Origin of the sequence: Streptomyces sp. NPDC088400, from assembly GCF_044753355.1 — a bacterium.
Classification (GTDB): Bacteria; Actinomycetota; Actinomycetes; order Streptomycetales; family Streptomycetaceae; genus Streptomyces.
In genome coordinates, this window is sequence record NZ_JBIVMZ010000007.1 from 421,562 (window position 1) to 444,818 (window position 23,257).

At 70.0% G+C, this 23,257-nt stretch carries 14 protein-coding genes; 3 read left to right on the forward strand and 11 right to left on the reverse strand.

From position 1 onward, the window contains the following. Positions 1–110 precede the first annotated feature (110 nt). The gene (locus tag ACIQD6_RS20365; RefSeq protein ID WP_401884362.1) at positions 111–3,008 is read right to left on the reverse strand and encodes a vitamin B12-dependent ribonucleotide reductase; all 2,898 of its coding nucleotides are present in this window, start codon (positions 3,006–3,008) and stop codon (positions 111–113) included. Positions 3,009–3,152: 144 nt separating this feature from the next. Further along, entirely contained in the window at positions 3,153–3,662 is a 510-nt protein-coding gene (gene nrdR, locus ACIQD6_RS20370; RefSeq protein ID WP_401884363.1) for a transcriptional regulator NrdR, read from the reverse strand. A 495-nt stretch (positions 3,663–4,157) separates the two neighbouring features. On the opposite strand from nrdR, the gene lexA reads away from it, so the two are divergent. Beyond that, the gene (lexA, locus tag ACIQD6_RS20375; RefSeq protein WP_401884364.1) at positions 4,158–4,943 is read left to right on the forward strand and encodes a transcriptional repressor LexA; all 786 of its coding nucleotides are present in this window, start codon (positions 4,158–4,160) and stop codon (positions 4,941–4,943) included. A gap of 141 nt (positions 4,944–5,084) precedes the next feature. Here the strand turns inward: lexA and ACIQD6_RS20380 are convergent, their stop codons facing one another. From ACIQD6_RS20380 to ACIQD6_RS20400, 5 genes are all read right to left on the reverse strand, one after another. Further along, entirely contained in the window at positions 5,085–7,055 is a 1,971-nt protein-coding gene (locus ACIQD6_RS20380) for an ATP-dependent DNA helicase (protein ID WP_401884366.1), read from the reverse strand. A gap of 38 nt (positions 7,056–7,093) precedes the next feature. Next, the gene (locus ACIQD6_RS20385) at positions 7,094–8,869 is read right to left on the reverse strand and encodes an IucA/IucC family protein (RefSeq protein ID WP_401884455.1); all 1,776 of its coding nucleotides are present in this window, start codon (positions 8,867–8,869) and stop codon (positions 7,094–7,096) included. A gap of 329 nt (positions 8,870–9,198) precedes the next feature. Further along, a complete protein-coding gene (locus ACIQD6_RS20390; RefSeq protein WP_401884367.1) occupies positions 9,199–10,020 on the reverse strand; it encodes a GNAT family N-acetyltransferase in 822 nt (273 codons plus the stop codon). Positions 10,021–10,061: 41 nt separating this feature from the next. After that, positions 10,062–11,984: an IucA/IucC family protein gene (locus tag ACIQD6_RS20395; RefSeq protein WP_401884369.1), complete on the reverse strand. Its 1,923-nt coding sequence runs from the start codon at positions 11,982–11,984 to the stop codon at positions 10,062–10,064. 30 nt (positions 11,985–12,014) lie between these two features. Further along, positions 12,015–13,400: a diaminobutyrate--2-oxoglutarate transaminase family protein gene (locus ACIQD6_RS20400; RefSeq protein WP_401884370.1), complete on the reverse strand. Its 1,386-nt coding sequence runs from the start codon at positions 13,398–13,400 to the stop codon at positions 12,015–12,017. A gap of 383 nt (positions 13,401–13,783) precedes the next feature. On the opposite strand from ACIQD6_RS20400, the gene ACIQD6_RS20405 reads away from it, so the two are divergent. After that, the gene (locus ACIQD6_RS20405) at positions 13,784–15,028 is read left to right on the forward strand and encodes a trypsin-like serine peptidase (RefSeq protein WP_401884371.1); all 1,245 of its coding nucleotides are present in this window, start codon (positions 13,784–13,786) and stop codon (positions 15,026–15,028) included. Positions 15,029–15,261: 233 nt separating this feature from the next. Next, positions 15,262–16,443, forward strand: coding sequence for a trypsin-like serine peptidase (locus tag ACIQD6_RS20410; protein ID WP_401884373.1), 1,182 nt, complete (start codon positions 15,262–15,264; stop codon positions 16,441–16,443). An 82-nt stretch (positions 16,444–16,525) separates the two neighbouring features. Here the strand turns inward: ACIQD6_RS20410 and hflX are convergent, their stop codons facing one another. The 4 genes from hflX to dapF all read right to left on the reverse strand — a co-directional run bounded on the left by hflX (position 16,526) and on the right by dapF (position 23,253). Continuing rightward, the gene (gene hflX, locus ACIQD6_RS20415; RefSeq protein WP_401884374.1) at positions 16,526–18,034 is read right to left on the reverse strand and encodes a GTPase HflX; all 1,509 of its coding nucleotides are present in this window, start codon (positions 18,032–18,034) and stop codon (positions 16,526–16,528) included. Positions 18,035–18,176: 142 nt separating this feature from the next. Next, positions 18,177–19,877, reverse strand: coding sequence for a M1 family metallopeptidase (locus ACIQD6_RS20420; protein WP_401884375.1), 1,701 nt, complete (start codon positions 19,875–19,877; stop codon positions 18,177–18,179). Positions 19,878–20,042: 165 nt separating this feature from the next. After that, complete coding sequence (locus tag ACIQD6_RS20425; RefSeq protein ID WP_401884377.1) at positions 20,043–22,154, reverse strand: RelA/SpoT family protein; 2,112 nt, start codon at positions 22,152–22,154, stop codon at positions 20,043–20,045. A gap of 139 nt (positions 22,155–22,293) precedes the next feature. Then, on the reverse strand, positions 22,294–23,253 hold the full coding sequence (gene dapF, locus ACIQD6_RS20430; RefSeq protein ID WP_401884378.1) for a diaminopimelate epimerase: 960 nt from the start codon (positions 23,251–23,253) through the stop codon (positions 22,294–22,296). Positions 23,254–23,257 lie beyond the last annotated feature (4 nt).

The window sequence follows — 23,257 nt, forward strand, 5'->3', positions numbered from 1 at the left end:
GGACCGTCCGCGGCCTTCCGGGGCGCTCCCGCGCGGTACGCCCCGAGGGGCGGCGAGCCTCACCGGCTCACCGCCCCTCGGACCCGTGCGTCCGTTCACTGCGGAACGGGTCAGCTGCAGCCGCTCGTGGAGCCGCAACCCTCGCAGATGTAGCAGGACCCGGCCCGCTGCATCTTCGTACCGCAGGAGAAGCAGAGCGGTGCGTCGGCGCTGATGCCGAGCTGCATCTCGACCAGCTCGGCCGAGGTGTGCGCCTCCTTGGGCGCCGGGATCACGCTCGCCTTGGCACCGATCGGGGACACCGGCTTGAGCGTCTCCTGCCTGGCCGCCACGGACTGAGCCGCCAGGTTCCCGGCATCCGGACCGTCATCGCCCGGGGACGGCTCGTAGGAACCGGTGTCCAGGTGACGCTGGCGCTCCTCCGCAGAGTGGATCCCGAGGGCGGAGCGGGTCTCGAAGGGCAGGAAGTCCAGCGCGAGACGGCGGAAGATGTAGTCGACGATCGACTGCGCCATCCGTACGTCCGGGTCGTCCGTCATACCGGCCGGCTCGAAGCGCATGTTGGTGAACTTGGAGACGTAGGTCTCCAGCGGGACACCGTACTGAAGCCCAACCGAGACCGCGATCGAGAAGGCGTCCATCATCCCCGCGAGGGTCGAACCCTGCTTGGACATCTTGAGGAAGACCTCGCCGAGACCGTCGTCGGGGTAGGAATTGGCGGTCATGTAGCCCTCGGCGCCGCCCACCGTGAAGGAAGTGGTCAGACCGGGACGCCCCTTGGGGAGGCGCTTGCGGACCGGGCGGTACTCGATGACCTTCTCGACCGCCTCACGGATGGCCTCCTCGGCCTTCTCCGTGACCTTCTCCTTCTCCTTCTTCTTCGCCGAGAGGGGCTGGCCGACCTTGCAGTTGTCGCGGTAGATGGCGAGTGCCTTGACGCCCAGCTTCCACGCCTCGAAGTAGACCTCTTCGACGTCCTCGACGGTGGCGCTCTCCGGAAGGTTCACGGTCTTGGACAGCGCACCGCTGATCCAGGGCTGGATGGCCGCCATCATGCGGACATGGCCCATGGCGGAGATGGAGCGGTCACCCATCGCGCAGTCGAAGACCTCGTAGTGCTCGGTCTTCAGCGCGGGGGCGTCCACCACATTGCCGTGCTCGGCGATGTGCTCGACGATCGCCTCGACCTGCTCCGTCTGGTAGCCGAGGCGGCGCAGCGCCTGCGGAACCGTGCCGTTGACGATCTGCATCGAGCCGCCGCCGACCAGCTTCTTGAACTTGACCAGGGCGAGGTCGGGCTCCAGGCCGGTGGTGTCGCAGGACATCGCGAGACCGATGGTGCCGGTGGGCGCGATGACCGAGGCCTGGGCGTTGCGGAATCCGTTCTTCTCACCGAGGCGGAGAACGTCCTGCCAGGCCTCCGTGGCAGCGGCCCAGACCGGACTGTCCAGGTCGTCGACGCGGACGGCCGTGCCGTTGGCGTCGGAGTGCTGCTTCATGACGCGCTTGTGCGGCTCGGCGTTGCGGGCGTAGCCGTCGTACGGGCCGACCACCGCGGCCAGTTCGGCGGAGCGGCGGTACGACGTGCCCGTCATCAGCGAGGTGATGGCGCCGGCGAGGCTGCGGCCGCCGTCGGAGTCGTACGCGTGCCCCGTGGCCATCAGCAGGGCGCCGAGGTTGGCGTAGCCGATGCCGAGCTGACGGAAGGCGCGGGTGTTCTCACCGATCTTCTGCGTCGGGAAGTCCGCGAAGCAGATGGAGATGTCCATCGCGGTGATGACCAGCTCGACGACCTTGGCGAAGCGCTCGGACTCGAAGGACTGGTTGCCCTTGTCGTCGTCCTTGAGGAACTTCATCAGGTTCAGGGAGGCCAGGTTGCACGAGGTGTTGTCCAGGTGCATGTACTCACTGCACGGGTTCGAGCCGTTGATCCGGCCGGACTCCGGGCAGGTGTGCCAGCGGTTGATGGTGTCGTCGTACTGGATGCCCGGGTCGGCGCAGGCCCAGGCCGCCTCGGCCATCTTGCGGAAGAGGGACTTGGCCTCGACCTCTTCGATGACGTCGCCGGTCATCCGGGCGCGCAGCCCGAACTTGCCGCCGGCCTCGACGGCCTTCATGAACTCGTCGTTCACCCGGACCGAGTTGTTGGCGTTCTGGTACTGGACGGACGCGATGTCGTCGCCACCCAGGTCCATGTCGAAGCCCGCGTCACGCAGGGCGCGGATCTTCTCCTCTTCCTTCACCTTGGTCTGGATGAAGTCCTCGATGTCGGGGTGGTCGACATCGAGGATGACCATCTTCGCCGCACGGCGCGTGGCGCCACCCGACTTGATGGTTCCGGCGGAGGCATCGGCGCCGCGCATGAAGGAGACCGGTCCGGAGGCGTTGCCCCCGGAGGAGAGCAGTTCCTTGGAGGAGCGGATCCGGGAGAGGTTCAGGCCTGCGCCCGACCCGCCCTTGAAGATCATGCCCTCTTCCTTGTACCAGTCGAGGATCGAGTCCATCGAGTCGTCGACGGCCAGGATGAAGCAGGCCGAGACCTGCTGCGGCTGGGGCGTGCCGACGTTGAACCACACCGGCGAGTTGAAGCTGAAGACCTGGTGCAGGAGGGCGTACGCCAGCTCGTGCTCGAAGATCTCGGCGTCGGCGGGCGAGGCGAAGTAGTGGTACTCCTCACCGGCCTTGCGGTAGGTCTTCACGATCCGGTCGATGAGCTGCTTCAGACCGGTCTCGCGCTGCGGGGTGCCGACAGCACCTCGGAAGTACTTGCTGGTAACGATGTTGACCGCGTTCAGCGACCAGAAGTCGGGGAACTCGACGCCACGCTGCTCGAAATTGACCGAGCCGTCGCGCCAATTGGTCATGACGACGTCACGGAGTTCCCAGGCCACCTCGTCGTACGGATGCACGCCGGGGGTCGTGTGGATCCGCTCGATGCGCAGCCCCTTGCTGGCCTTGGCCCCCTTGGCTCGGGAACCTCGTGCCGGACCGCTCGCCGTCTCTGTCATGCCGCCTCCCATATACGTACAAAAACGCCCTGAAGTGCCATGTTCTTCCCGTGGCACAGGGTGTGTGTCTGATGCCTCGGGCGCGCCGAAGGCGCCCGTGACAGGTCTTGATCACCGCGGAGCGGCCGGGCTCGGGCCGGCCGGTCAGTCCGCGGCGGTGGCGGGCACGGGGACCCCTTGGGTCCCGTCGGCGCCGCATTCCTCTGAGGGGGGCCGCTCGCGCAGTTCCGCGATGGCGGCCTCGAAGTCTTCGAGCGAGTCGAACGCCCGGTACACGGATGCGAAGCGCAGGTACGCGACGAGGTCGAGCTCCTGCAGTGGGCCGAGTATGGCCAGCCCCACGTCGTGGGTGGTCAGTTCGGCGCTCCCGGTGGCACGCACCGCCTCCTCGACCCGCTGGCCGAGCTTGGCGAGGGCGTCCTCGGTGACCGGCCGTCCCTGGCACGCCTTGCGCACGCCGGAGATGACCTTGGTACGGCTGAAGGGTTCGGTCACGCCGCTGCGCTTGATCACCATCAGCGAGGCGGTCTCCACCGTCGTGAAACGGCGGGAGCAGTCGGGGCACTGCCGGCGACGGCGGATCGACGTTCCGTCGTCGGTGGTACGACTGTCGACGACACGGCTGTCGGGGTGCCTGCAGAAGGGACAGTGCATGGCTCCCAACCCCTCCTTCACAGCGCGACTGAATAGCCTCGTCAGGGCCTGGAAAGAACCCCTCGAAGCACTCCCCAGCATAGGCGATGGACTAGGTCATCAGAGACCGGGGACCACAACTTCTGGGAGGCTGCGGCAATCCAACCACTAGATCTGGGGTTTGGCTGCATCCTAAGCCCCGACGCGTGTCGCGTGTCGGGGAGGTGGCCGCAGGGCCTCGGGGACCGGCCACGAGGGTACGGGAAGGGCGCGGCGGCCGGGGTCACGGGCCGTCCGGTGGAAGACTGGGCCCGCCCTCCGGGCCGCTGCTGCGCGGCGCCCGGACCGTACCGTGACGGCCACTCCCGCCCCGCTCCCCCGGCTCCTGCCCATACACCCAGCCTGCCGCTCGCGGCAGAGACTCTACGATTTTTCACTCGAACGTGTGTTTGGCGCAACCTTTCGAAAGCTACTACCGTTGTCCAGCTAGGGAGAACATTTCGAGAGGGGCCCGACGTGACCACCACCGCAGACAGTGCCACCATCACTGCCCAGGACCGCTCCCAGAGCCGACTCGAGCCGGTGCATGCCATGAATGACGCAGCCACGAATCCGGAGGGGCCCAAGCCCGGCCGCTCGCTGCCCGGCCGACCTCCTGGAATCAGGGCGGACAGCTCGGGCCTCACGGACCGGCAGCGGAGGGTCATCGAGGTCATCCGCGATTCCGTCCAGCGGCGTGGGTACCCGCCGTCCATGCGGGAGATCGGCCAGGCCGTGGGCCTGTCCAGCACCTCGTCGGTCGCCCATCAGCTGATGGCCCTGGAACGCAAGGGCTTCCTGCGCCGGGACCCGCACCGGCCGAGGGCGTACGAAGTCCGGGGTTCGGACCAGCCCAGCACCCAGCAGACGGACACGACCGGGAAGCCCGCCGCGTCCTATGTTCCGCTGGTCGGCCGGATCGCGGCCGGAGGGCCGATCCTTGCGGAGGAGTCCGTCGAGGACGTCTTCCCGCTCCCCCGCCAACTGGTGGGTGACGGAGAGCTGTTCGTCCTGAAGGTCGTGGGCGACTCGATGATCGAGGCCGCGATCTGTGACGGTGACTGGGTCACCGTCCGCCGCCAGCCCGTCGCGGAGAACGGTGACATCGTGGCCGCGATGCTGGACGGCGAGGCCACCGTCAAGCGCTTCCGGCGCGAGGACGGCCATGTCTGGCTGCTCCCGCACAACTCCGCGTACCAGCCGATCCCCGGCGACGAGGCGACGATCCTCGGCAAGGTGGTGGCGGTCCTGCGCCGCGTCTGAAGAGCGGTCTTTCGGACAGACAGTTGCGGTACACGCCGGAATTCCGTGTACCGCAACTCTGCATGTGGGGCCACTGACTGTGCGTGGCGCCACTGGTCTGGGGCCACTGACCAGGTGAGGCGCTACTGCCCGTACATGGGGCTACTGCCCGTCGGCCTGGGCCTTGGCGTCGATCGCCGAGAGGGACCGACGTACCTGGTTACGGTCCGTCGTGTACCAGAAATCGGGCAGTGAGGTCCGCAGGAAGCTGCCGTACCGAGCGGTGGCCAGCCTCGGGTCCAGTACGGCCACGACCCCCCGGTCTCCGCTCGCCCGCACCAGCCGTCCGGCGCCCTGGGCCATCAGCAGAGCCGCGTGCGTCGCGGCCACCGCCATGAAGCCATTGCCGCCGGCCTGCTCCACCGCCTTCTGGCGCGCGCTCATCAGCGGGTCGTCCGGGCGCGGGAACGGGATCCGGTCCATCACCACCAGCTGGGAGCTCGGCCCCGGCACATCGACGCCCTGCCACAACGACAACGTGCCGAACAGGCATGTCTTCGGATCGGCGGCGAAGGACTTGATCAGCTCGCCGAGCGTCTCCTCGCCCTGAAGCAGGATCGGCATGTCCAGCCGGCCACGCAGCTCCTCCGCGGCGGCCTGGGCGGCCCGCATCGAGGAGAAGAGACCGAGCGTACGTCCGCCGGCCGCGTCCACCAGCTCCGCCAGCTCGTCCATCATGTCGTCGCGCGAGCCCTCCCGGCCGGGCGTGGCCAGATGGCGGGCGACATAGAGGATGCCCTGCTTGCGGTAGTCGAAGGGCGAGCCGACGTCGATGCCCTTCCACTGCGGGACGTCATCCCCCTCCGTGCCCTCCGGCGCCAGACCGAGCGACGCGCCCACACCGTTGAAATCCCCGCCGAGCTTGAGCGTGGCCGAGGTCAGCACGACGGAGCGGTCGGCGAAGAGCTTCTCGCGCAGCAGGCCCGACACGGAGAGCGGGGCCACCCGGAGGGACGCCCCGAACCGGTCGTGCCGCTCGTACCAGACCACGTCGTACTCGGAACCGTTGGCGATCCGCTCGGCCACACCGTGGATGGACTCGACGGAGGCGAGCGCCTGCTTCCGTACGACGTCCTCGTCCTGCACGGACTTGTCGCGGGTCGAGCCCAGCGCCGAGATGACCGTACGGGCCGCGTCACGCAGCGCCATCAGGGCATAGCCGAGATCCTCGGGGATCTCTTCGAGCCGCCCCGGAAGAGCCAGCTCCATCAGGCGCTCGAAGGTCTCGGCGGCCGTCTGGAGGCCGTCCGCCGCCTTCTCGTTCACCAGCTTCGCCGAGCGGCGCACGGCGCGGTGGACCTGCCCGGGGGTGAGCTCGCCGGTGGCGACGCCCGTGACCCGTGAGACCAGCTCATGGGCCTCGTCCACGATCAGCACCTCGTGCTGCGGAAGCACCGGGGCGCCCTCGATCGCGTCGATCGCGAGGAGCGCGTGGTTGGTCACCACGACATCGGCGAGCTTGGCGCGCTCGCGTGCCATCTCGGCGAAGCATTCCGCTCCGTACGCGCATTTCGACGCCCCGAGGCACTCCCGGGACGAGACGGAGACCTGGGACCAGGCCCGGTCGGAGACACCGGGCGTCAGGTCGTCCCGGTCGCCGGTCTCCGTGTCGTCCGACCAGTCCCGCATCCGCAGCAGGTCCTGGCCCAGCCTGCTGGTGGGCGCCGCCGCCTCGAACTGGTCGAAGAGTCCGTCCTCCTCGTCCTGCGGCACGCCCTCGTGCAGCCGGTGCAGACAGAGGTAGTTGGAACGGCCCTTGAGCATGGCGTACTCAGGACGCCTGTGCAGCAGGGGGTGCAGGGCGTCGACCGTACGCGGAAGGTCCCGCTCCACGAGCTGGCGCTGCAGCGCCAGGGTCGCCGTGGCCACCACGACCCGCTCTCCGTGCGCCAGGGCGGGCACCAGATAACCCAAAGACTTACCGGTGCCCGTACCGGCCTGGGCGAGCAGATGGGACGGGGTGTCGATGGCCTCGGCGACGGCCTCGGCCATCGCGACCTGGCCAGGCCGCTCCACACCGCCGACAGAGCTGACGGCGGCGTGGAGGAGCTGGGGAAGTGATGGCTTCGTCATAGCCCGACCAGCCTAAGGGGCAGCACTGACAGCGATGGTCACTCGCTCGACCGCACGGCGGCGATCGGGTTGGGGACCGTACCGTGCACGGCGGCGTGCGGCCGCTCGGACCGGTCCCGGTATCCGTCGAGATGGAGCCGGTTGCGGTTGAGGCAGAGGCGCTCGATACGGGGCGTGAGCAGGTCGAAGGTCTCGAAGCGCTCCTTGAGCTCCGGGAAGCGCGCCTGGTACCGAAGAATCTCCGCCCGGACGAGGGACCAGAACTCGTCCTCCGTCACGCCCAGTTGCTCCTGGCACAGGGGCGCCAGGTAGCGGAAGACGCCGACGAAGAGCCCTGAATGGATGAACTGGGTGAGGAAGGCCGGCTCCTCTGTAAGGAGGATGTCCTTCACGTCCTCGGGCATCGAGTCGTGCTCGGGCAGCGGACGGGCGCTGACGTTCACGTCGTCGACGAAGTCCTTGACCGCCAGCCGTACCGGTACGTCCTGGTCGTCGAAGACGACGATCGCGTTCTCACCGTGCGGCGAGAAGACGGTCCCGTAGCGGTAGAGGAAGTGCAGCAGCGGCGGCAGCATCGTGGCGAAGAGCCGCTGGAGCCAGTCGGACGGAGTGAGTCCGGACCGGTCGACGAGTTCCGCCGTGAACGCGCGCCCCTGCGGGTCCGTATGAATCAGGGAGGCGAGCGTGCGGGCGCGCTCGCCGGGGGCCAGCCGGGTCTGGAGGGGCTCGCGCCAGATGGCTCCGAGCAGTTCCTTGTACTGGTACGGAACCTCCGGGAGGCGGTCGTACAGCGGGTGCTCGACGGTGACGGAGGCGACTTCGCCGAGCAGGATCACCCCGCACTCCTCGCGCAGGAAGGGGTCGGCGTCACGCAGCGCGTGGACCCACGCGGTGACGGCGGGGGCCGCGAGTGTGCGCTCGGTGGGCAGCCCGCGCCAGACCAGGGTGTTGAGGATCGACAGGGGCAGTTTGACCGTGTGCCGGTCGGGCCGGGCGGTGTTGAGGAACGTACGGATGGACTGCTGGGGCAGCCGTAGGTCGCCATCGGTGGGGAGCGGGACTATCGCTCCCTCGGCTATCGCGGGCGCGTAGAGCTGCACCAGCACTTCGTCCCACTGCCAGGGATGTACCGGGAGGTAGAGGTACGCGGCCGGATCGAGGCCCCGGTCGCGGAGTACGGAGTCGAAGCGCTCGCGGACCTCGGCGTCGAGTTCGAGGGCGTACAGGTGGCCGGGGGTGTCAAGTGCGGCGACGCCGCGATAGGCGGCGAGGGCGGTGCTGACGGCGATCCAGGGCAGCCTGGCGGGTGTGCGGGCCTCGGGCGACCAACGGGCGGCGTCGGTGCCGGAGAAGCCGACCCGGCCCTTGTTGAGGACGATCCAGGGGTGGCCGGTCTGGTGCCCTTCGAGTTCGGCGTAGTCCAGGTCGGCGAGGCGCGCCGCGGTGAGGGCGGTGTGGTCGAGCTTGGCGTCGGCGGCGAGCGTCGTGGTGAGTTCGCGGACGAGATGGCCGAGGGTCTCGCCGTCGAGTGCGAGCAGCCGGCGGGACCGCAGCAGGAAGTCCAGCGGGTCGGTGAAGGGCTCGTTCCGGCACTGGAGGGACTCGGGGTCGACGCGCCAGCTGCCGTACGAACCGCGTACGGCCCGGAAGGTGAGCGTCTCGCCGGCGTCGAGCGTGAGGGTGTAGTGGCCCTCGTCGGCCCCCGGGACCGGCTCGACGATCTCTTCGTACGCGAACTCCCCGAGCAGTTTGGCGAGGAGGCGGCCGGCGGACCGGTTCCACGTCCGCGCGTTCAGCTCGGGCGGGCAGAACAGGACGGGCGGCTCGACGGAACCGTCGGGGCTGCTCGTACCGGCGGACGCGACGGGACTGGAGGACGTGACGGGACCGGGGGAAGTGGCGGGACTGCCGGAGTCGGCGGAGCTGGAGTCGGCGAGGCCGGTGGCGGGGCCGGTGACGTCGGCGGAGCTGGTGGAGTCGGGTATGGCAGGGGACTTCGGCACAGGGACTCCTCGGGGAGGGAACCGATGGTGGTCGAGCGGTGAACGCGGTGGTGGGTGCGGTGGTGAGTGCGGTGGATGATGCGGTGGATTCGATGGATGCGGTGAACCGGAGAGAACGTGGTGTGCGGGCTGCGGACCGCTCACAGCAGATCGCGGAAAGCGCGTTCGCGGATCATGAGGGCGGCCCTTTTGTCGGGCAGATCGACCTCCGCCGCGAAGCGGAAGCCGGCGCTGAGGAAGGCGGACACGGAAGGGGTGTTCCGCAGATCGGGTTCGGCGACGACGCGGCCACAGCGGGGACGGTGGTCGAGGATCAGATCGGCGACTGCCCTGAGCAGCGTGGTGCCGACGCCGCGCCCCCGGTTGGCGACGCCACCCAGGAGGAGATGAATCCCGGTGTCGTGCGGGCGCGCGGGGTAGTGGCGCGCCAGCGGGTCGAGATCCGCGCGGTAGATCTCCCAATAGCTCATGGGGGTCCCGTCCAGCACACCGAGACAGGGAACACTGCGCCCGTCGCCGTCGAGTTGGGGCCGCAGATGATCCGCGGTGACGGTTTCCGGACCCGCCAGCCCCCAGAACGCCTCGACCGCCGGATCGTTCATCCACCGGCTGATCAGTGTCAGATCGCGCTCGACACGGACGGGCACGAGTTGGAAGACACCGCCGGGGGTGGTGACCGGCCCCCAGCCGGCCGGGGCGTCGAGCAGCTCACCGGCCGGCGGCGCGTCATCGTCGGACGCAGCGGGAAGAGCCGTCGGATCGCCCTCCGCGAACAGGGCGATCAGTTCCTCGGTCAGGGGCAGATCGAGGGTGTCCTCGGCGCTCCCGCCGCTGTGCGAGGTGGCGTCGACTGCGGCGTCCGGTCCGGAGCCAGGGTCTGATCCAGGGCCGGATTCGGAGTCGGAGTCGGCATCGGTATCGCCGGCGGCATCGGCATCGGTGTTCGCGTCGGTGGGAGGCATCAGGCGCTCTCCTCTCAGCAGTTCGGACAGGTCACGATCCCTCAGTGTCGAAGAGGATTGGTGATGGTGACGTAGACGGACTGGGTGTCGACGGGGCCGACGAGTTCGTCGAGGCCGTGCAGCCGGGTGAGCAGATTGGCCTTGCTGCGCAGGGTGGGCGTGTCCAGGAGCTGGCCGGGCAGCGGGGATCCGAGCCCGGTCGCCCCGGCGAGGAACTGGCGGAATGCCGCGATGAGCACCCGCTCGTCGGCGAGCCCCTGGGCGCCGAACGCCCCGATCAGGCCGAGGACGTTGTTGATGCCGAGGTAGTAGGCGAAGCGCTCGTCGGTGACCTCGTCGGCGACGAAGGTGTCGCTGACCGAGCTGATGCCGGGGAGACGCCGGTCCAGGGAGGCGCGGTGGGATTCGCGGAAGTAGTAGCCCTGGTTGTCGCGGTAACGGCCGCCGATGGGCCAGCCGTCGGTGTCCAGGAGCACCAGCGTGTTCTGCTGATGGGCTTCGAGGGCGATGCCGGCCGTACCGTCCAGCCAGAGCACCGGCCGTACGACCTGGTCGAGGTAGCGAAGGAACCACTCGGCGGCCACGGCCCCACCGGAGCGGCCGGTACGGGCGGCCAGCCCGGAGATGATCTCGGCGAGGCGCGAATACATGCCCGTACGGCCGGGATAGGGGCGCTGAGCGGTCAGTCCCGCGATGCAGACGGCATCGTCCTGAGGGCCGAACGGATTGTGCCGCAGCATCACATCCAGCCCGCCGACCTCTTCGCCGTCCTGGGTGTCGACGGCGAGCCAGGCCGGGTCGCGGATGATGTCGAAGCCGGGGTGGGCGGCCTGCCACTCCTTGGCGAGGCCGCTGCGCAGCAGCCGTTGGACCTCGACGCCCCGGTGGAGTTCCTTACGGAGGTTCTCGCGGCGGGAGTTGGTGATCCGCACGCCGAGCGAGAGCTTGAGCATGGCGGCGGCACCGGGCTGGTACACCGTACGGATCGAGGAGGTCGGGTGCCAGCGGCCTCCATGGGGCCCCAGGTCATGGAGAAGACCCGCGTCGAGCAGCGCGGCGACGGCGGGGCGGTGCCGCAACTCCCGCGCCTGCCAGGGGTGGAGAGGCAGCGGGACGGTTCCGTCGGGAAGCGGCAGGTCGCCGAGGAGACGGGTCGTGAGCACGTGGGCGGGGACGACGCGCCCCTGCTCGGTCCAGGCCGAGTCGGTCGCGAGCACGGACCGGTCGACGGCCATCCAGTGCAGCGGGAAGGATCCCCGCGACTCGGGTGAGTACAGCCGGGCTTCGGCTTCGGAGAGGCCGTCCCTGCTCTTGGGAGTGGGATGCAGCGGGTGCCCGAGGACCAGCGACTGCTCGGACGTGAGGAACAGGTCCGCGTCGGCGTCCGCCTCCGGACGGTTGCGGCGGTCGGCGAGGAAGTCGGCTGTGTGGCCCAGCGAGTTGGCGACGCGGCCGACCAGATCGGCGCCCTGGTAGCGGCCCGACTCGCGGCCGAGGAGCGCCGCGACGGTGACGGCCTCCGCGGCGGGGGCGTCGTCGGAGGCGCCTTCCAGGAATGGCGTGCCGAAGCGGTGCCAGCCGGTGTCCGACCAGTACCGGACGGGGACGAGGAGGGCGGTGCCGCTGGCGTCCAGGGGGATGCGCAGCACATTCCCGTCGGGACGGGGCAGGTTGGTCTCCCGCACCCAGCAGCGCAGCAGATTCTCGGTGGCCGCCGCGTCGGCCGCCTTCTGCGGGTCGGGGTGGTCGAGATGGTCGGGGTGGCCGTCCTGTCCGGCCTCTCGAAGACCCGCGTGCGATCCGGCGGAAGAGCTGTTGGACGACGTGGCCGGGCCCGCCAGCGAGCCCGCGGCGGCGGGTAGTTGTTCGTCGTGACCGCCCGCCTGCTGCCGTGGCACCGTCACCGACTCGGCGGTGGGACGGCCGTCGGTCTCGGGAACATCGGGTGAGGGAGTGGGATTCACGGAGGGCTTCCTTGTGAGGGGGCGGGAGGGTTACGACACGCCGGTTTTTTCCCCGTACGACGGGCTGGTCCCGCCCGCCCGGAGCGCGGCACGCTCGGCGGCGGCCAGCGCGTCGGCGAAGCGGTCGAGGACCGCGACCGCCTGTTCGTCGGTGAGGGTGAGCGGAGGGAGCAGCCGTACGACCGAGCTCTGGCGCCCGCCCAGTTCGACGATCAGGCCTCGGCTCAGGCACTCCCGCCGCACGGCAGCGGCGAGTGCGGGGGCCGGCGGCGCAGGGTCGCCGGTGGCCGGGGCGACAAGTTCCACACCGATCATGAGACCACGGCCGCGTACGTCCCCGACGCACGGGTGGTTCGCTGCGAGGCCCTGGAGCTGTCCCAGCATGCGCGCGCCGAGGACGGCGGCGCGGTCGGCGAGCTTGTTCTCCCGTACGTACGCGAGCGTGGCCGCGCCTGCCGCCATCGCGAGTTGATTGCCCCGGAACGTACCCGCGTGTGCCCCGGGCCGCCAGCAGTCGAGGTCCTCGTGGTAGACGATCACGGCCAGCGGAAGAGAGCCGCCGATCGCCTTCGAGAGCACCATGACGTCGGGCGTGATCCCGCTGTGCTCCACGGCCCAGAATGTACCGGTGCGTCCCACTCCTGTCTGTACCTCGTCGGCGATGAGCGGGATGGACCGGTCCGCGGTGATCCGGCGCATGGCGCGCAGCCAGTCGTCCGGCGCGGGGATCACCCCGCCCTCGCCCTGCACCGGTTCGAGGATCATCCCGGCGGGGGCGGGCGCGCCGCCCTTGGCGTCGTCCAGCAGATTCTCCGTCCAGCGGGCGGCGAGTTCGGCGCCGCGCTCCCCGCCGACGCCGAACGGGCAGCGGTAGTCGTACGGATAGGGCAGCCGGGTCACCCGTACGTCCTGGGCGCCACCGGAGGCGGCGAGGGCTCCCTCCGTCATCCCGTGGTACGCCCCGGTGAAGGCGAGGAGACCGCCCCGGCCGGTGGCGGTACGGACGAGTTTGAGGGCGGCCTCGACCGCGTCCGTACCGGCGGGACCGCAGAACTGCACCCGGGCGTGCTCGGCGAACCGCGGTGGCAGCGTGGCGAACAGCTCGGTGGTGAAGGCGTCCTTGACGGGTGTCGCAAGGTCGAGGACCTGGAGCGGGGCGCCCGAGTCGAGGACCCTTCTGATCGCCTCCAGAACCACCGGGTGATTGTGCCCGAGGGCCAGCGAGCCCGCCCCGGAGAGACAGTCCAAGTACCGCCGCCCGTCGGCGCCTTCGATCGTCAGGCCCCGGGCGCGCACCGGCACGATGGGCAGCGACCTCGCGTAGGTACGGGCGGCTGATTCGCGCTGGGTCTGGCGCCGGAGGATGCCCTCGTGTGCGACGGTCGGCGCCGCCGGAGCTTGTTCGGTCACGGCCACGGCTTCGGTCCTCCCGCTGTCACGGTTCGGTCGCATGTCAGTACGGCGCTCGACCGGCGAATGTTCGACGGTGAACGCTGTCCCGGCCCCGTACGTACCAACGACGCGGACCGCCGGGGATCACGGGGCGGCGCGAAGATCCTTGGAACAGGACGTTCGGGGCGCGGTGTTCGGGGCGCGGTGTTCGGGGTCCGGCACTCCGGCGCTCCGGCGCTCCGGCCTTCCGGAAGCGGCTCCTCCCGGCGCGGAACCGCGGCCCTGCCGCGCACCGTCCCCAACGACACCGGCATAGTGGGGTGCCGCGTCCAGGCCCGGCACCGGGCCCGCACGCGCCATCTGCCGCTTTGTTCCGAACCGTTCCGAAGTCCCAGGGGGATCACGCCATGCGACCCATTCACCCGACGCTTGCCGCACGCCGCAGGGGGAGCGCGCGGCGCAGAGTCTCCCCCGTACTCGCCGCGGCCTCCCTGGCCACGGTCCTCGCACTGACGGCGACCGCCTGCGGTCCCGACGAGGACGGCGCGGCCGCCCAGGCGAGCGACTCCGCAGACCCCTCGTCCGGCGGTGGCACGTCGTCGGACGGCAAGATCGTCATACCCGACGAGCTGAAGGACAAGCTCAAGGAGCGCGGGTTCGACCTGGACAAGTGGCGGAACGGCGAGTGGAAGAACTGGGACCGGGACAAGTGGCTCCGTGAGGCCAAGGACTTCGTCAATCCGATCATCGCCGGCCTCTGGGACCCGGACCGGATGCGGGACGCGGAGAAGCCGCCCGAGAAGCCCGTCGACAACGAGCAGAACTGGGACGACGCGGGGGTCAGCGACCCGACGCCCGCCCCGGTCGAGGCGCAGTCGGTGAAGACGCCGTACAGCGACAGCGCGGCCGAGTCGGGCAAGCTGTTCTTCGACGGGCCCGAGGGATCGATGGTCTGCTCGGCGACCGTGGTCACGGACCCGGCCCACCCCGGCAAGTCCAACATGGTGTGGACCGCGGGCCACTGCGTGCACGCCGGCAAGAAGGGCGGCTGGTACCGCAACCTCGCCTTCGTGCCGTCGTACAACAACGAAGGCCTGTCGATGGCCGAGTTGGAGAAGGCGCCCCAGGACCAGGTCGCCCCGCACGGCGTCTGGTGGGCCGACTGGGGACAGACCTCGCAGCAGTGGATCAGCCAGGGCGCCTCGACCGGCGGCCAGGGCGCTCCGTACGACTTCGCGGTCATCCATGTCACCCCGGAGAAGGGCGGCAACGGCAAGTCGCTGGAGGAGACGGTCGGTTCGGCGCTGCCGGTGGAGTTCAACGCTCCGGCCACCCCGAAGATCGACAGCATGACGGCGACCGGCTATCCGGCGGCGGCCCCGTTCGACGGGCAGAAGCTCTACCAGTGCCAGGACAAGCCGGGCCGGCTGTCGGTGACCGCCGATGACCCGTCGATGTACCGCGTCGGCTGCACCATGACCGGCGGTTCGTCCGGTGGCGGCTGGGTCGCGAACGGGCAGGACGGCAAGCCCGCCCTGGTGTCGAACACCTCGATCGGCCCGGTCACAGCCGGCTGGCTGGCCGGACCGCGTCTCGGCGATGTTGCCAAGGGCGTCTACGCCGGCGTGAGCAAGAAGTTCGCAGGTCAGTAACGCGTCGGGGGTATTCGGCGCAACCGGGGGTCTTCGGCGCGACAGCTGAAGGCCCCCGCACGGCTGTCGCCCGGGAATCCCGTACGGGCCCCTGCACGGCCATGCCCGAGGCCCGTCGAAGGCTCTCCGCTCCTTTGCGCGTGTGTAAACCGGTCGTGACAGGCTCACGCCAATTCGGGCTCGCGGCCATGTCTCGGAGCTCAGCGTTCATGCACATCAGGGGGAACAACTTCATGCGATCCATACGTCCGCTGCTCGCCGTCTCCGGCGCGGTCGCGGCCCTCGTTCTGACGGCCTCCGGCTGCGGACCGAGCGAGGACAAACCGGCTGAGTCCGCCGCCTCTTCCGGCTCCGCCACCGGCGGCGGCAGCGCCGGGATTCCCGCCGATCTGGCCGGCAAGCTCAAGGATCACGGCGTCGATCCGGAGAAGTGGAAGGCCGGCGGGTGGAAGAACTGGGACAAGGACACGTGGCTCAGCAAGGCGTCGGACTTCGTCAACCCGGTGATCGAAGGCTTGTGGAAGCCCGAGCGAATGACGAGCGCGACGTCGCCGACCAAGACGCTCGCCGCCGGTGACACCACCGGTGGCACCACCGGCGACCAGGGAGTCACCGACCCGGCCCCCCGTCCGGTGAAGGCGCAGGAGGAGAAGACTCCGTACCACGAGAACGCGGCGCCGGTCGGCAAGGTCTTCTTCGACTCGCCCGAGGGCTCGATGGTCTGCTCCGCCACGGTGGTCAAGGACCCCAGGAACCCCGGGAAGTCCAACCTCGTCTGGACCGCGGGCCACTGCGTGCACGCGGGCGCGGAGGGCGGCTGGTACCGCAACATCACCTTCGTCCCCGCCTACAACGACCTGGGCAAGTCCGAGGCCGAGCTGCGCAGCGCCCAGCCTCAGGAGATCGCTCCGTACGGAACGTACTGGGCGGACTGGATCTCCACCTCCGGTGAGTGGATCAGCGACGGCGGTCCGACCGGCGGCGACGGCGCCGCGTACGACTACGCCGTGATGCACGTCAAGCCCGAGAACGGCGGCACGTCGCTGGAAGAGACCGTGGGCGCTGCGCTGGATGTCGACTTCGAACTCCCCGAGGCGGCCAACGTCCAGGGCATGGGCGCATGGGGTTACCCGCAGGCTCCGCCGTACGACGGTCAGCTCATGCACAAGTGCGTCGACAAGCCCGGCCGGCTCTCGGTCGCCCCCGGTACGCCGGCGATGTGGCGGATCGGCTGCACGATGACCGCTGGTTCGTCGGGCGGCGGCTGGTTCGCCCAGCAGCCGAACGGCAAGCTCGTGCTGGTCTCCAACACGTCCATCGGCCCGGTCACTTCGGGCTGGCTGGCCGGCCCCCGGCTGGGCAAGGGCGCCGAGCAGATCTACACGACGATGAGCGAGAAGTACGGCTCGCGGTAAGAAACCCGACGGCGAAGGCCCGCCACCTCGCGATGAGGTGGCGGGCCTTCGCCGTACTCGATACGTGACGCTCCCGGCACGATCAGCGGGCCACCGGCACATACGGAGCGAGCGCGGCGGCCAGCTCCACATGGACACGTGCCTTGAGCACCGTGCCTTCCGGGGTGTGCTCCTCGGACAGCACCTCGCCCTCGGCATGCACCCGCGAGACCAGTCCGCCCGCCGTGTACGGCAGGAGCACCTCGACCTCGACCTCGGGCCGGGGCAGCTCGGTGTCGATCAGCTCGATCAGCTCGCCGATTCCGTTGCCCGTACGCGCCGATACCGCGATCGCGTACCGCTCCGTGCGCAGCAGCCGCTGAAGGACCAGCGGGTCGGCCGCGTCCGCCTTGTTGATCACCACGATCTCGCGTACGTCCACCGCACCGACATCGCGGATCACCTCGCGCACGGCGGCCAGCTGCTCCTCCGGCGCGGGGTGCGAGCCGTCCACCACATGCAGGATCAGGTCGGAGTCGCCGACCTCTTCCATCGTGGAGCGGAACGCCTCGACCAGGTGGTGCGGCAGATGGCGGACGAAGCCGACGGTGTCGGCCAGGGTGTAGAGCCGCCCGCTCGGCGTCTCGGCCCGGCGCACGGTGGGATCGAGGGTGGCGAACAGCGCGTTCTCCACCAGCACGCCCGCGCCGGTGAGCCGGTTGAGCAGGGAGGACTTGCCCGCGTTGGTGTATCCGGCGATCGCGACCGACGGCACCCTGTTGCGGCGCCGCTCCTGCCGCTTGATCTCGCGGCCGGTCTTCATCTCCGCGATCTCCCGGCGCATCTTCGCCATCTTCTCGCGGATCCGCCGCCGGTCCGTCTCGATCTTGGTCTCACCGGGGCCACGAGTGGCCATGCCGCCACCGCCGCCGCCACCCATCTGCCGGGACAGCGACTGACCCCAGCCACGCAGCCTCGGCAGCATGTACTGCATCTGCGCCAGCGCGACCTGCGCCTTGCCCTCACGGGACTTGGCGTGCTGCGCGAAGATGTCCAGGATCAGGGCCGTACGGTCGACGACCTTGACCTTGACCACATCTTCGAGATGGATCAGCTGGCCGGGGCTCAGCTCACCGTCGCAGACGACGGTGTCGGCGCCGCTCTCCAGCACGATGTCCCGCAGCTCCTGAGCCTTGCCGGAGCCGATATAGGTGGCCGGATCGGGCTTGTCCCGGCGCTGGATCACTCCGTCGAGCACCATCGCGCCCGCCGTCTCGGCGAGCGCCGCCAGCTCCGCGAGGGAGTTCTCCGCCTCCTGCGAGGTCCCCGAGGTCCATACGCCGACCAGCACGACCCGCTCCAGGCGCAGCTGCCGGTACTCGACCTCGGTGACGTCTTCGAGCTCGGTGGAGAGGCCGGCCACACGCCGCAGCGCCGCACGGTCCGAGCGGTCGAACTGGTCGCCGTCCCGCTCTCCGTCGATCTCGTGGCTCCAGGCGACGTCCTCTTCCATCAGGGCATCGGCCCGAAGGCTCTCTGTACGGGGGTCCTCCGTGTCACGGGGGTCCGCGAAACTCTGCGCGTCCTGGGAAGGGGAAGAAGAGGAGGTCATTGGATCCTTACGTCGAAGAAGAGTCCGTCACGAGGAGTCCGTCACGGAAGAGTCCACTACGCCCGTCACAACGCGTGACATCCGGGAATGATTCCCGGCCGCGTCGCCGACTCGACGATGGTGGCACGGCCGGGCCAGGCCGTCACTCGGGTTTCACGCCCGGATTCCGTACGGTGTCGGGGTGCCCGGGACGATGACGATGCCACGTTTCCCGCATCGGGTCGGCCTTCCCGGACTTCCGGGACTTGTCGGCCGTCTCAGGCGCCGCTGCCGCCCCGGGCTTGTCGGCCTTCCCAGGCTTGTCGGCTTTCCCTGGCTTGTCGGCTTTCCCAGGCGCCGCTGCCGTCCCAGCAGCCCCGGGCTTGTCAGCCTTCCCTGGTGCCTCGGCCGCCCCGGGCTTGTCGGCTGCCGCTGTCCCGCTCCGCCAGTCAGGGTGGCCGGGCATCGGCGGGGTCTTCCGCTCGTACAGCCACGCCCCGAAGAACGCCGCCAGGTCACGCCCCGCGATGTCCGACGCCAGCGCGATGAAGTCCGCCGTGGTCGCCGTCCCGTCCCGGTGATCGCGGACCCACTCCCGCTCCAGCCGCTGGAAGGGGTCCTCGCCGATCTCCTGCCGCAGCGCGTACAGCACCAGGGCGCTGCCGTCGTACACCACCGGCCGGAACAGGCTGATCTGCTGCCCCTCCGCCGGGGGCTCGGGGGCGGCCGGCGGACCGCCCACCGCCCGCCAGCCATCGGACTGCCGGTAGGCGTTCTTCATGCGCGTCTCCACCGACTTACCGGCGTGCTCCTGCGCGTAATGCGCCTCGTACCAGGTCGCATGTCCTTCGTTGAGCCAGAGATCGGACCACCGGTGCGGCGAGACGCTGTCGCCGAACCACTGGTGGGACAGCTCGTGGACCATGATCGAGTCGACGTACCACTCGGGGTATTCGGGGCGGACGAACAGGGAGCGCTCGAAGAGCGACAGCGTCTGTGTCTCCAGCTCGAAGCCCGTCTCGGCGCCGGCGATCAGCACGCCGTACGTCTCGAAGGGGTACTGGCCCACCTGCTGCTCCATCCACCGCATCTGCTCCGGTGTCTTCTTGAGCCAGGGCTCCAGCTTCTCCTTGTCCGCGGCCGGCACCACGTCCCGTACGGGCAGCCCGTCCGGCCCGTCGCGGTGGATCACGGCCGAGTCACCGATGGAGACCTGGACCAGTTCCGTGGCCATGGGGTGGTGCGAGCGGTAGGTCCAGGTGGCGGTCGCGCCCTGCCTGGTCTTCCGCTCCAGCAGGCCGTTGGCCACCGCTGTCAGCCGCTCGGGCACGGTGATGCGGAAGGTGAACCGGGCCTTGTCGGCGGGATGGTCGTTGCCCGGGAAGACGCGGTGACCCGCGTCCGCCTGGTTGGCCATCACCAGTCCGTCGGTGGTGGTCACCCAGCCGCCGGCCTTCCCGGTCGGGTCGCTGGTGTGATGGACGGTGATCCGCAGCCGCGCCCCCTCGTCCACCGATTCGGCCGGTGTGACGACCAGATCCTCACCCGCCGTCGCGAACGTCGCGGGCTCTCCGTTGACGTCGACCGAACGGACCACGCCGTGTGTGAAGTCGAGGTTGATCCGGTCCAGTCGCTGCGTCGCCAGCGCGTTGATCTTGGTGATGGCGTCCAGGGGCTTGCTGTTGTCACCGCCGTAGGTGAAGTCGAGGTCGTAGGTGAGCACGTCGTAACCGGGATTGCCCAGGTGCGGGAAGAGCGGATCGCCGATGCCGAGCGGCTCGGGCGCGGGCAGGGTCGCGGCGACGAGGGTGGCCGAGGCGGCGGCCAGCAGGGCGGCGCGCAGTCGGCGGGAGGTGAGCAGCATGGACCACCGCTACCAGCGCCACTCCGGCGCACCGCGACGGCGCGCTCCGCGCCCACCCGAAAGAGACAGGTCAGGACGCGGAACCCCGCCGGATGCCGGTGTGCACGCGGTTGACGTACGGCACACAGGCCGCACCGGCCACACCCGGGTCAGGCCACACCCGGGTCAGGCCGTTGCCGGATGCTGGGCGCGGCTGACGTCGTACACCCCCGGTACATCACGCATCGCGCGCATCAGACCGGGCAGGCCCGCGGCATCGGGCAGCTCCAGCGTGTACGTGTGCCGTACGCGCTGCTCGCTCGGCGGTTCCACGGTGGCCGACACGATCGCCGCGCCCGCCGTGGCGATGGCCTCCGTCAGCTCGGCGAGCAGCCGGGGGCGCCCGAAGGACTCGGCGTACAGCGTGACCCGGCAGCCCGGAGCGTCCCCCCAGCTCACCGGGGTCGGGGCCCGGTCGAGGGCCCGCATCCGGTCCACCGAGGGGCACTCCTCCCGGTGGACCGTGACGACTCCGCCGCGCACCAGGAAGCCGGTGACCGCGTCGGGCGGTACGGGCGTGCAGCAGCCCGCCAGCCGTACGGTCGCGCCCGGCAGATCCACCACGGCGTTGGCGGCCTCCCGCCGGTCGGCGGTGACGGCGAGCGGCGCACGGGGCGCGGCGTCGGGCGTCCCCACCGCCTCCGGGTGCGCCGCGAGCCATCCGGTGATCGCGATCCGGGCTGCGGGCGTACGGGCGTGGTCGAGCCACTCGGGCGAGGGCCCCGAGGCGGCGTCATGGGTCAGCAGCAACTGAACCGTGTCGCCGTCGCTGAGGACCGTACTGAGCGTCGCGAGACGGCCGTTGACCCGCGCCCCGAGACAGCTGTGCGCGGCTTCGCCGTACTGCGCGTACGCGGCGTCCACACAGGTCGCCCCGGCCGGCAGGCCGAGCATGCCGCCCTCGGCGCGGAAGACGGTGATCTCCCGGTCCTGCGCCAGGTCGTCGCGGAGCGTCGTCCAGAAGGTGTCCGGGTCGGTGGCGGCCTGCTGCCACTCCAGGAGGCGGGAGAGCCAGCCAGGCCTGGTCGGGTCGGCGCGCTCGCCGTCCTGCGGTTCGGTGCTGTCGGCCGGTTCCGCGCTGCCCACGGCTTCCGGGCTGTCGACGGACGCGTAGGGATTGCCTAGGGCGACGACTCCGGCCTCGGCGACCCGGTGCATCTGGTGCGTACGGATGAGGACTTCGGCGACCGCGCCGTCCGGCCCGGCGACCGCCGTGTGCAGCGACTGGTACAGGTTGAACTTGGGCGCGGCGATGAAATCCTTGAACTCGGAGATCACCGGCGTGAAGCAGGTGTGCAGCTCACCGAGGACCCCGTAGCAGTCGGCGTCCTCACCGACCAGCACCAGCAGCCGCCCGAAGTCCGTGCCGCGCAGCTCGCCGCGTTTGTGCCGGGAACGGTGTACGGAGACGAAGTGCCGTGGCCTCACGAGCACTTCGGCGCCGATGCCCGCCTCGCGCAGCACCCGCCTGACGTCCTCGGAGATGGCCGCGAGGGCGTCCCCGGCGGTGGCGTTGTCCGCGATCAGGGCGCGGGTGTACGCGTACTCCTCGGGATGGAGGATCGCGAAGACCAGATCCTCCAGCTCGGTCTTGAGCGCCTGAACGCCCAGACGTTCGGCGAGCGGGATGAGGACGTCGCGGGTGACCTTGGCGATCCGCACCTGCTTCTCGGGACGCATCACGCCGAGGGTGCGCATGTTGTGCAGCCGGTCCGCCAGCTTGATCGACATCACGCGGACGTCGTTGCCGGTGGCCACGAGCATCTTGCGGAAGGTCTCGGGCTCGGCCGCCGCCCCGTAGTCGACCTTCTCCAGTTTGGTCACGCCGTCGACCAGATAACAGACCTCGTCACCGAACTCGGCCCGCACCTGGTCGAGCGTCACTTCGGTGTCCTCGACGGTGTCGTGGAGGAGCGAGGCGGTCAACGTGGTGGTCTCGGCGCCCAGTTCGGCGAGGATCAGGGTCACGGCCAGCGGATGCGTGATGTACGGCTCGCCGCTCTTGCGGTACTGCCCGCGGTGCGACGTCTCGGCGAGGACGTACGCCCGGCGCAGTACGGCGAGGTCGGCGTCCGGATGGTGCGCGCGGTGGGCGTCCGCGACATGTCCTATGGCGTCCGGCAACCGGTCCCTGGAGGCGGGACCGAGTAAAGCGGCCCGGCCGAGTCGTCGGAGGTCGATCCTGGGAATGCCGCGTCTGCGGCTGTGGGCACCAGGGCTGGTGGCCTCTGCGCTCATGGGGCACCTCCGGCAGCTTCGACCGGCGGTGGAAGAGCGGGAGCGCCCTCCGGGCCGGTGCTTGATGCTACCGGGCCCACCACGTGGAGCAGTTCAGGTCCCGCCCAGCGTGAAACGGATCACCCATTCGAGCGACGCTCTACGCCAGGGTCGTTTCGAACCAGACGGGATCGATGTGCCCCTCCGCGACAATCACGGCGGGGCCGGTCATCTCGATCCCGCCGTCCGGACGCTCCGTGATGACGAGTCGTCCGCCGGGGAGATCCACGGTATAGGTGACGGGGACTCCGGTGACGGCGGGGTCCACTCCGTCCCTGCGGGCGGCGGCGACGGCCACGGCGCAGGCGCCCGTACCGCAGGAGCGGGTCTCGCCCGAGCCGCGCTCATGGACGCGCATGGCGACATGGCGGGGGCCACGGTCCACGACGAATTCGACGTTCACCCCGTCCGGGTAGAGGGACGCGGGGCTGACGGGCGGTTCGGAGTAGAGGTCCCCGGCGTGCGCCAGGTCCTCGACGAAGGCGACCGCGTGCGGATTGCCCATGTTGACGTTACGGGCGGGCCAGGAGCGGCCGCCGAGGGTGACCGTCACCCCGCCGTCGGGAAGAGCGGCACGCCCCATGTGGACGGTGATGTCCCCGGCACCGGTGCCCTCGGCCTCAGCGCCCTCGGTCCCAGCACCCTCCGGGGCCGTGCCCTTGGGATGCGTGTCCTTGGCGAGGTGGATCTTCTTCACACCGCCGCGCGTGGCCACGGCGAGGTCGCCCGCCTGCGCATGGCCGGCGCGCTGGAGGTAGCGGGCGAAGACCCGTACGCCGTTTCCGCACATCTCGGCGATGGACCCGTCGGCGTTGCGGTAGTCCATGAACCACTCGGCCTCGTCGGCCATGGCACGCGCCTCGGGGTGCGCCGCGGACCGTACGACATGCAGCAGCCCGTCGCCGCCGATACCGGCACGCCGGTCACAGAGGACGGCTACGGCCCGTGCGGGCAGGTCGATGGCGTTGTCCGGGTCGGGGACGATCACGAAGTCGTTCTCGGTCCCGTGGCCCTTGAGGAAGGCGATCGGCGCGGTCTGCGAAGTGCTCACGGAATCCATCGTA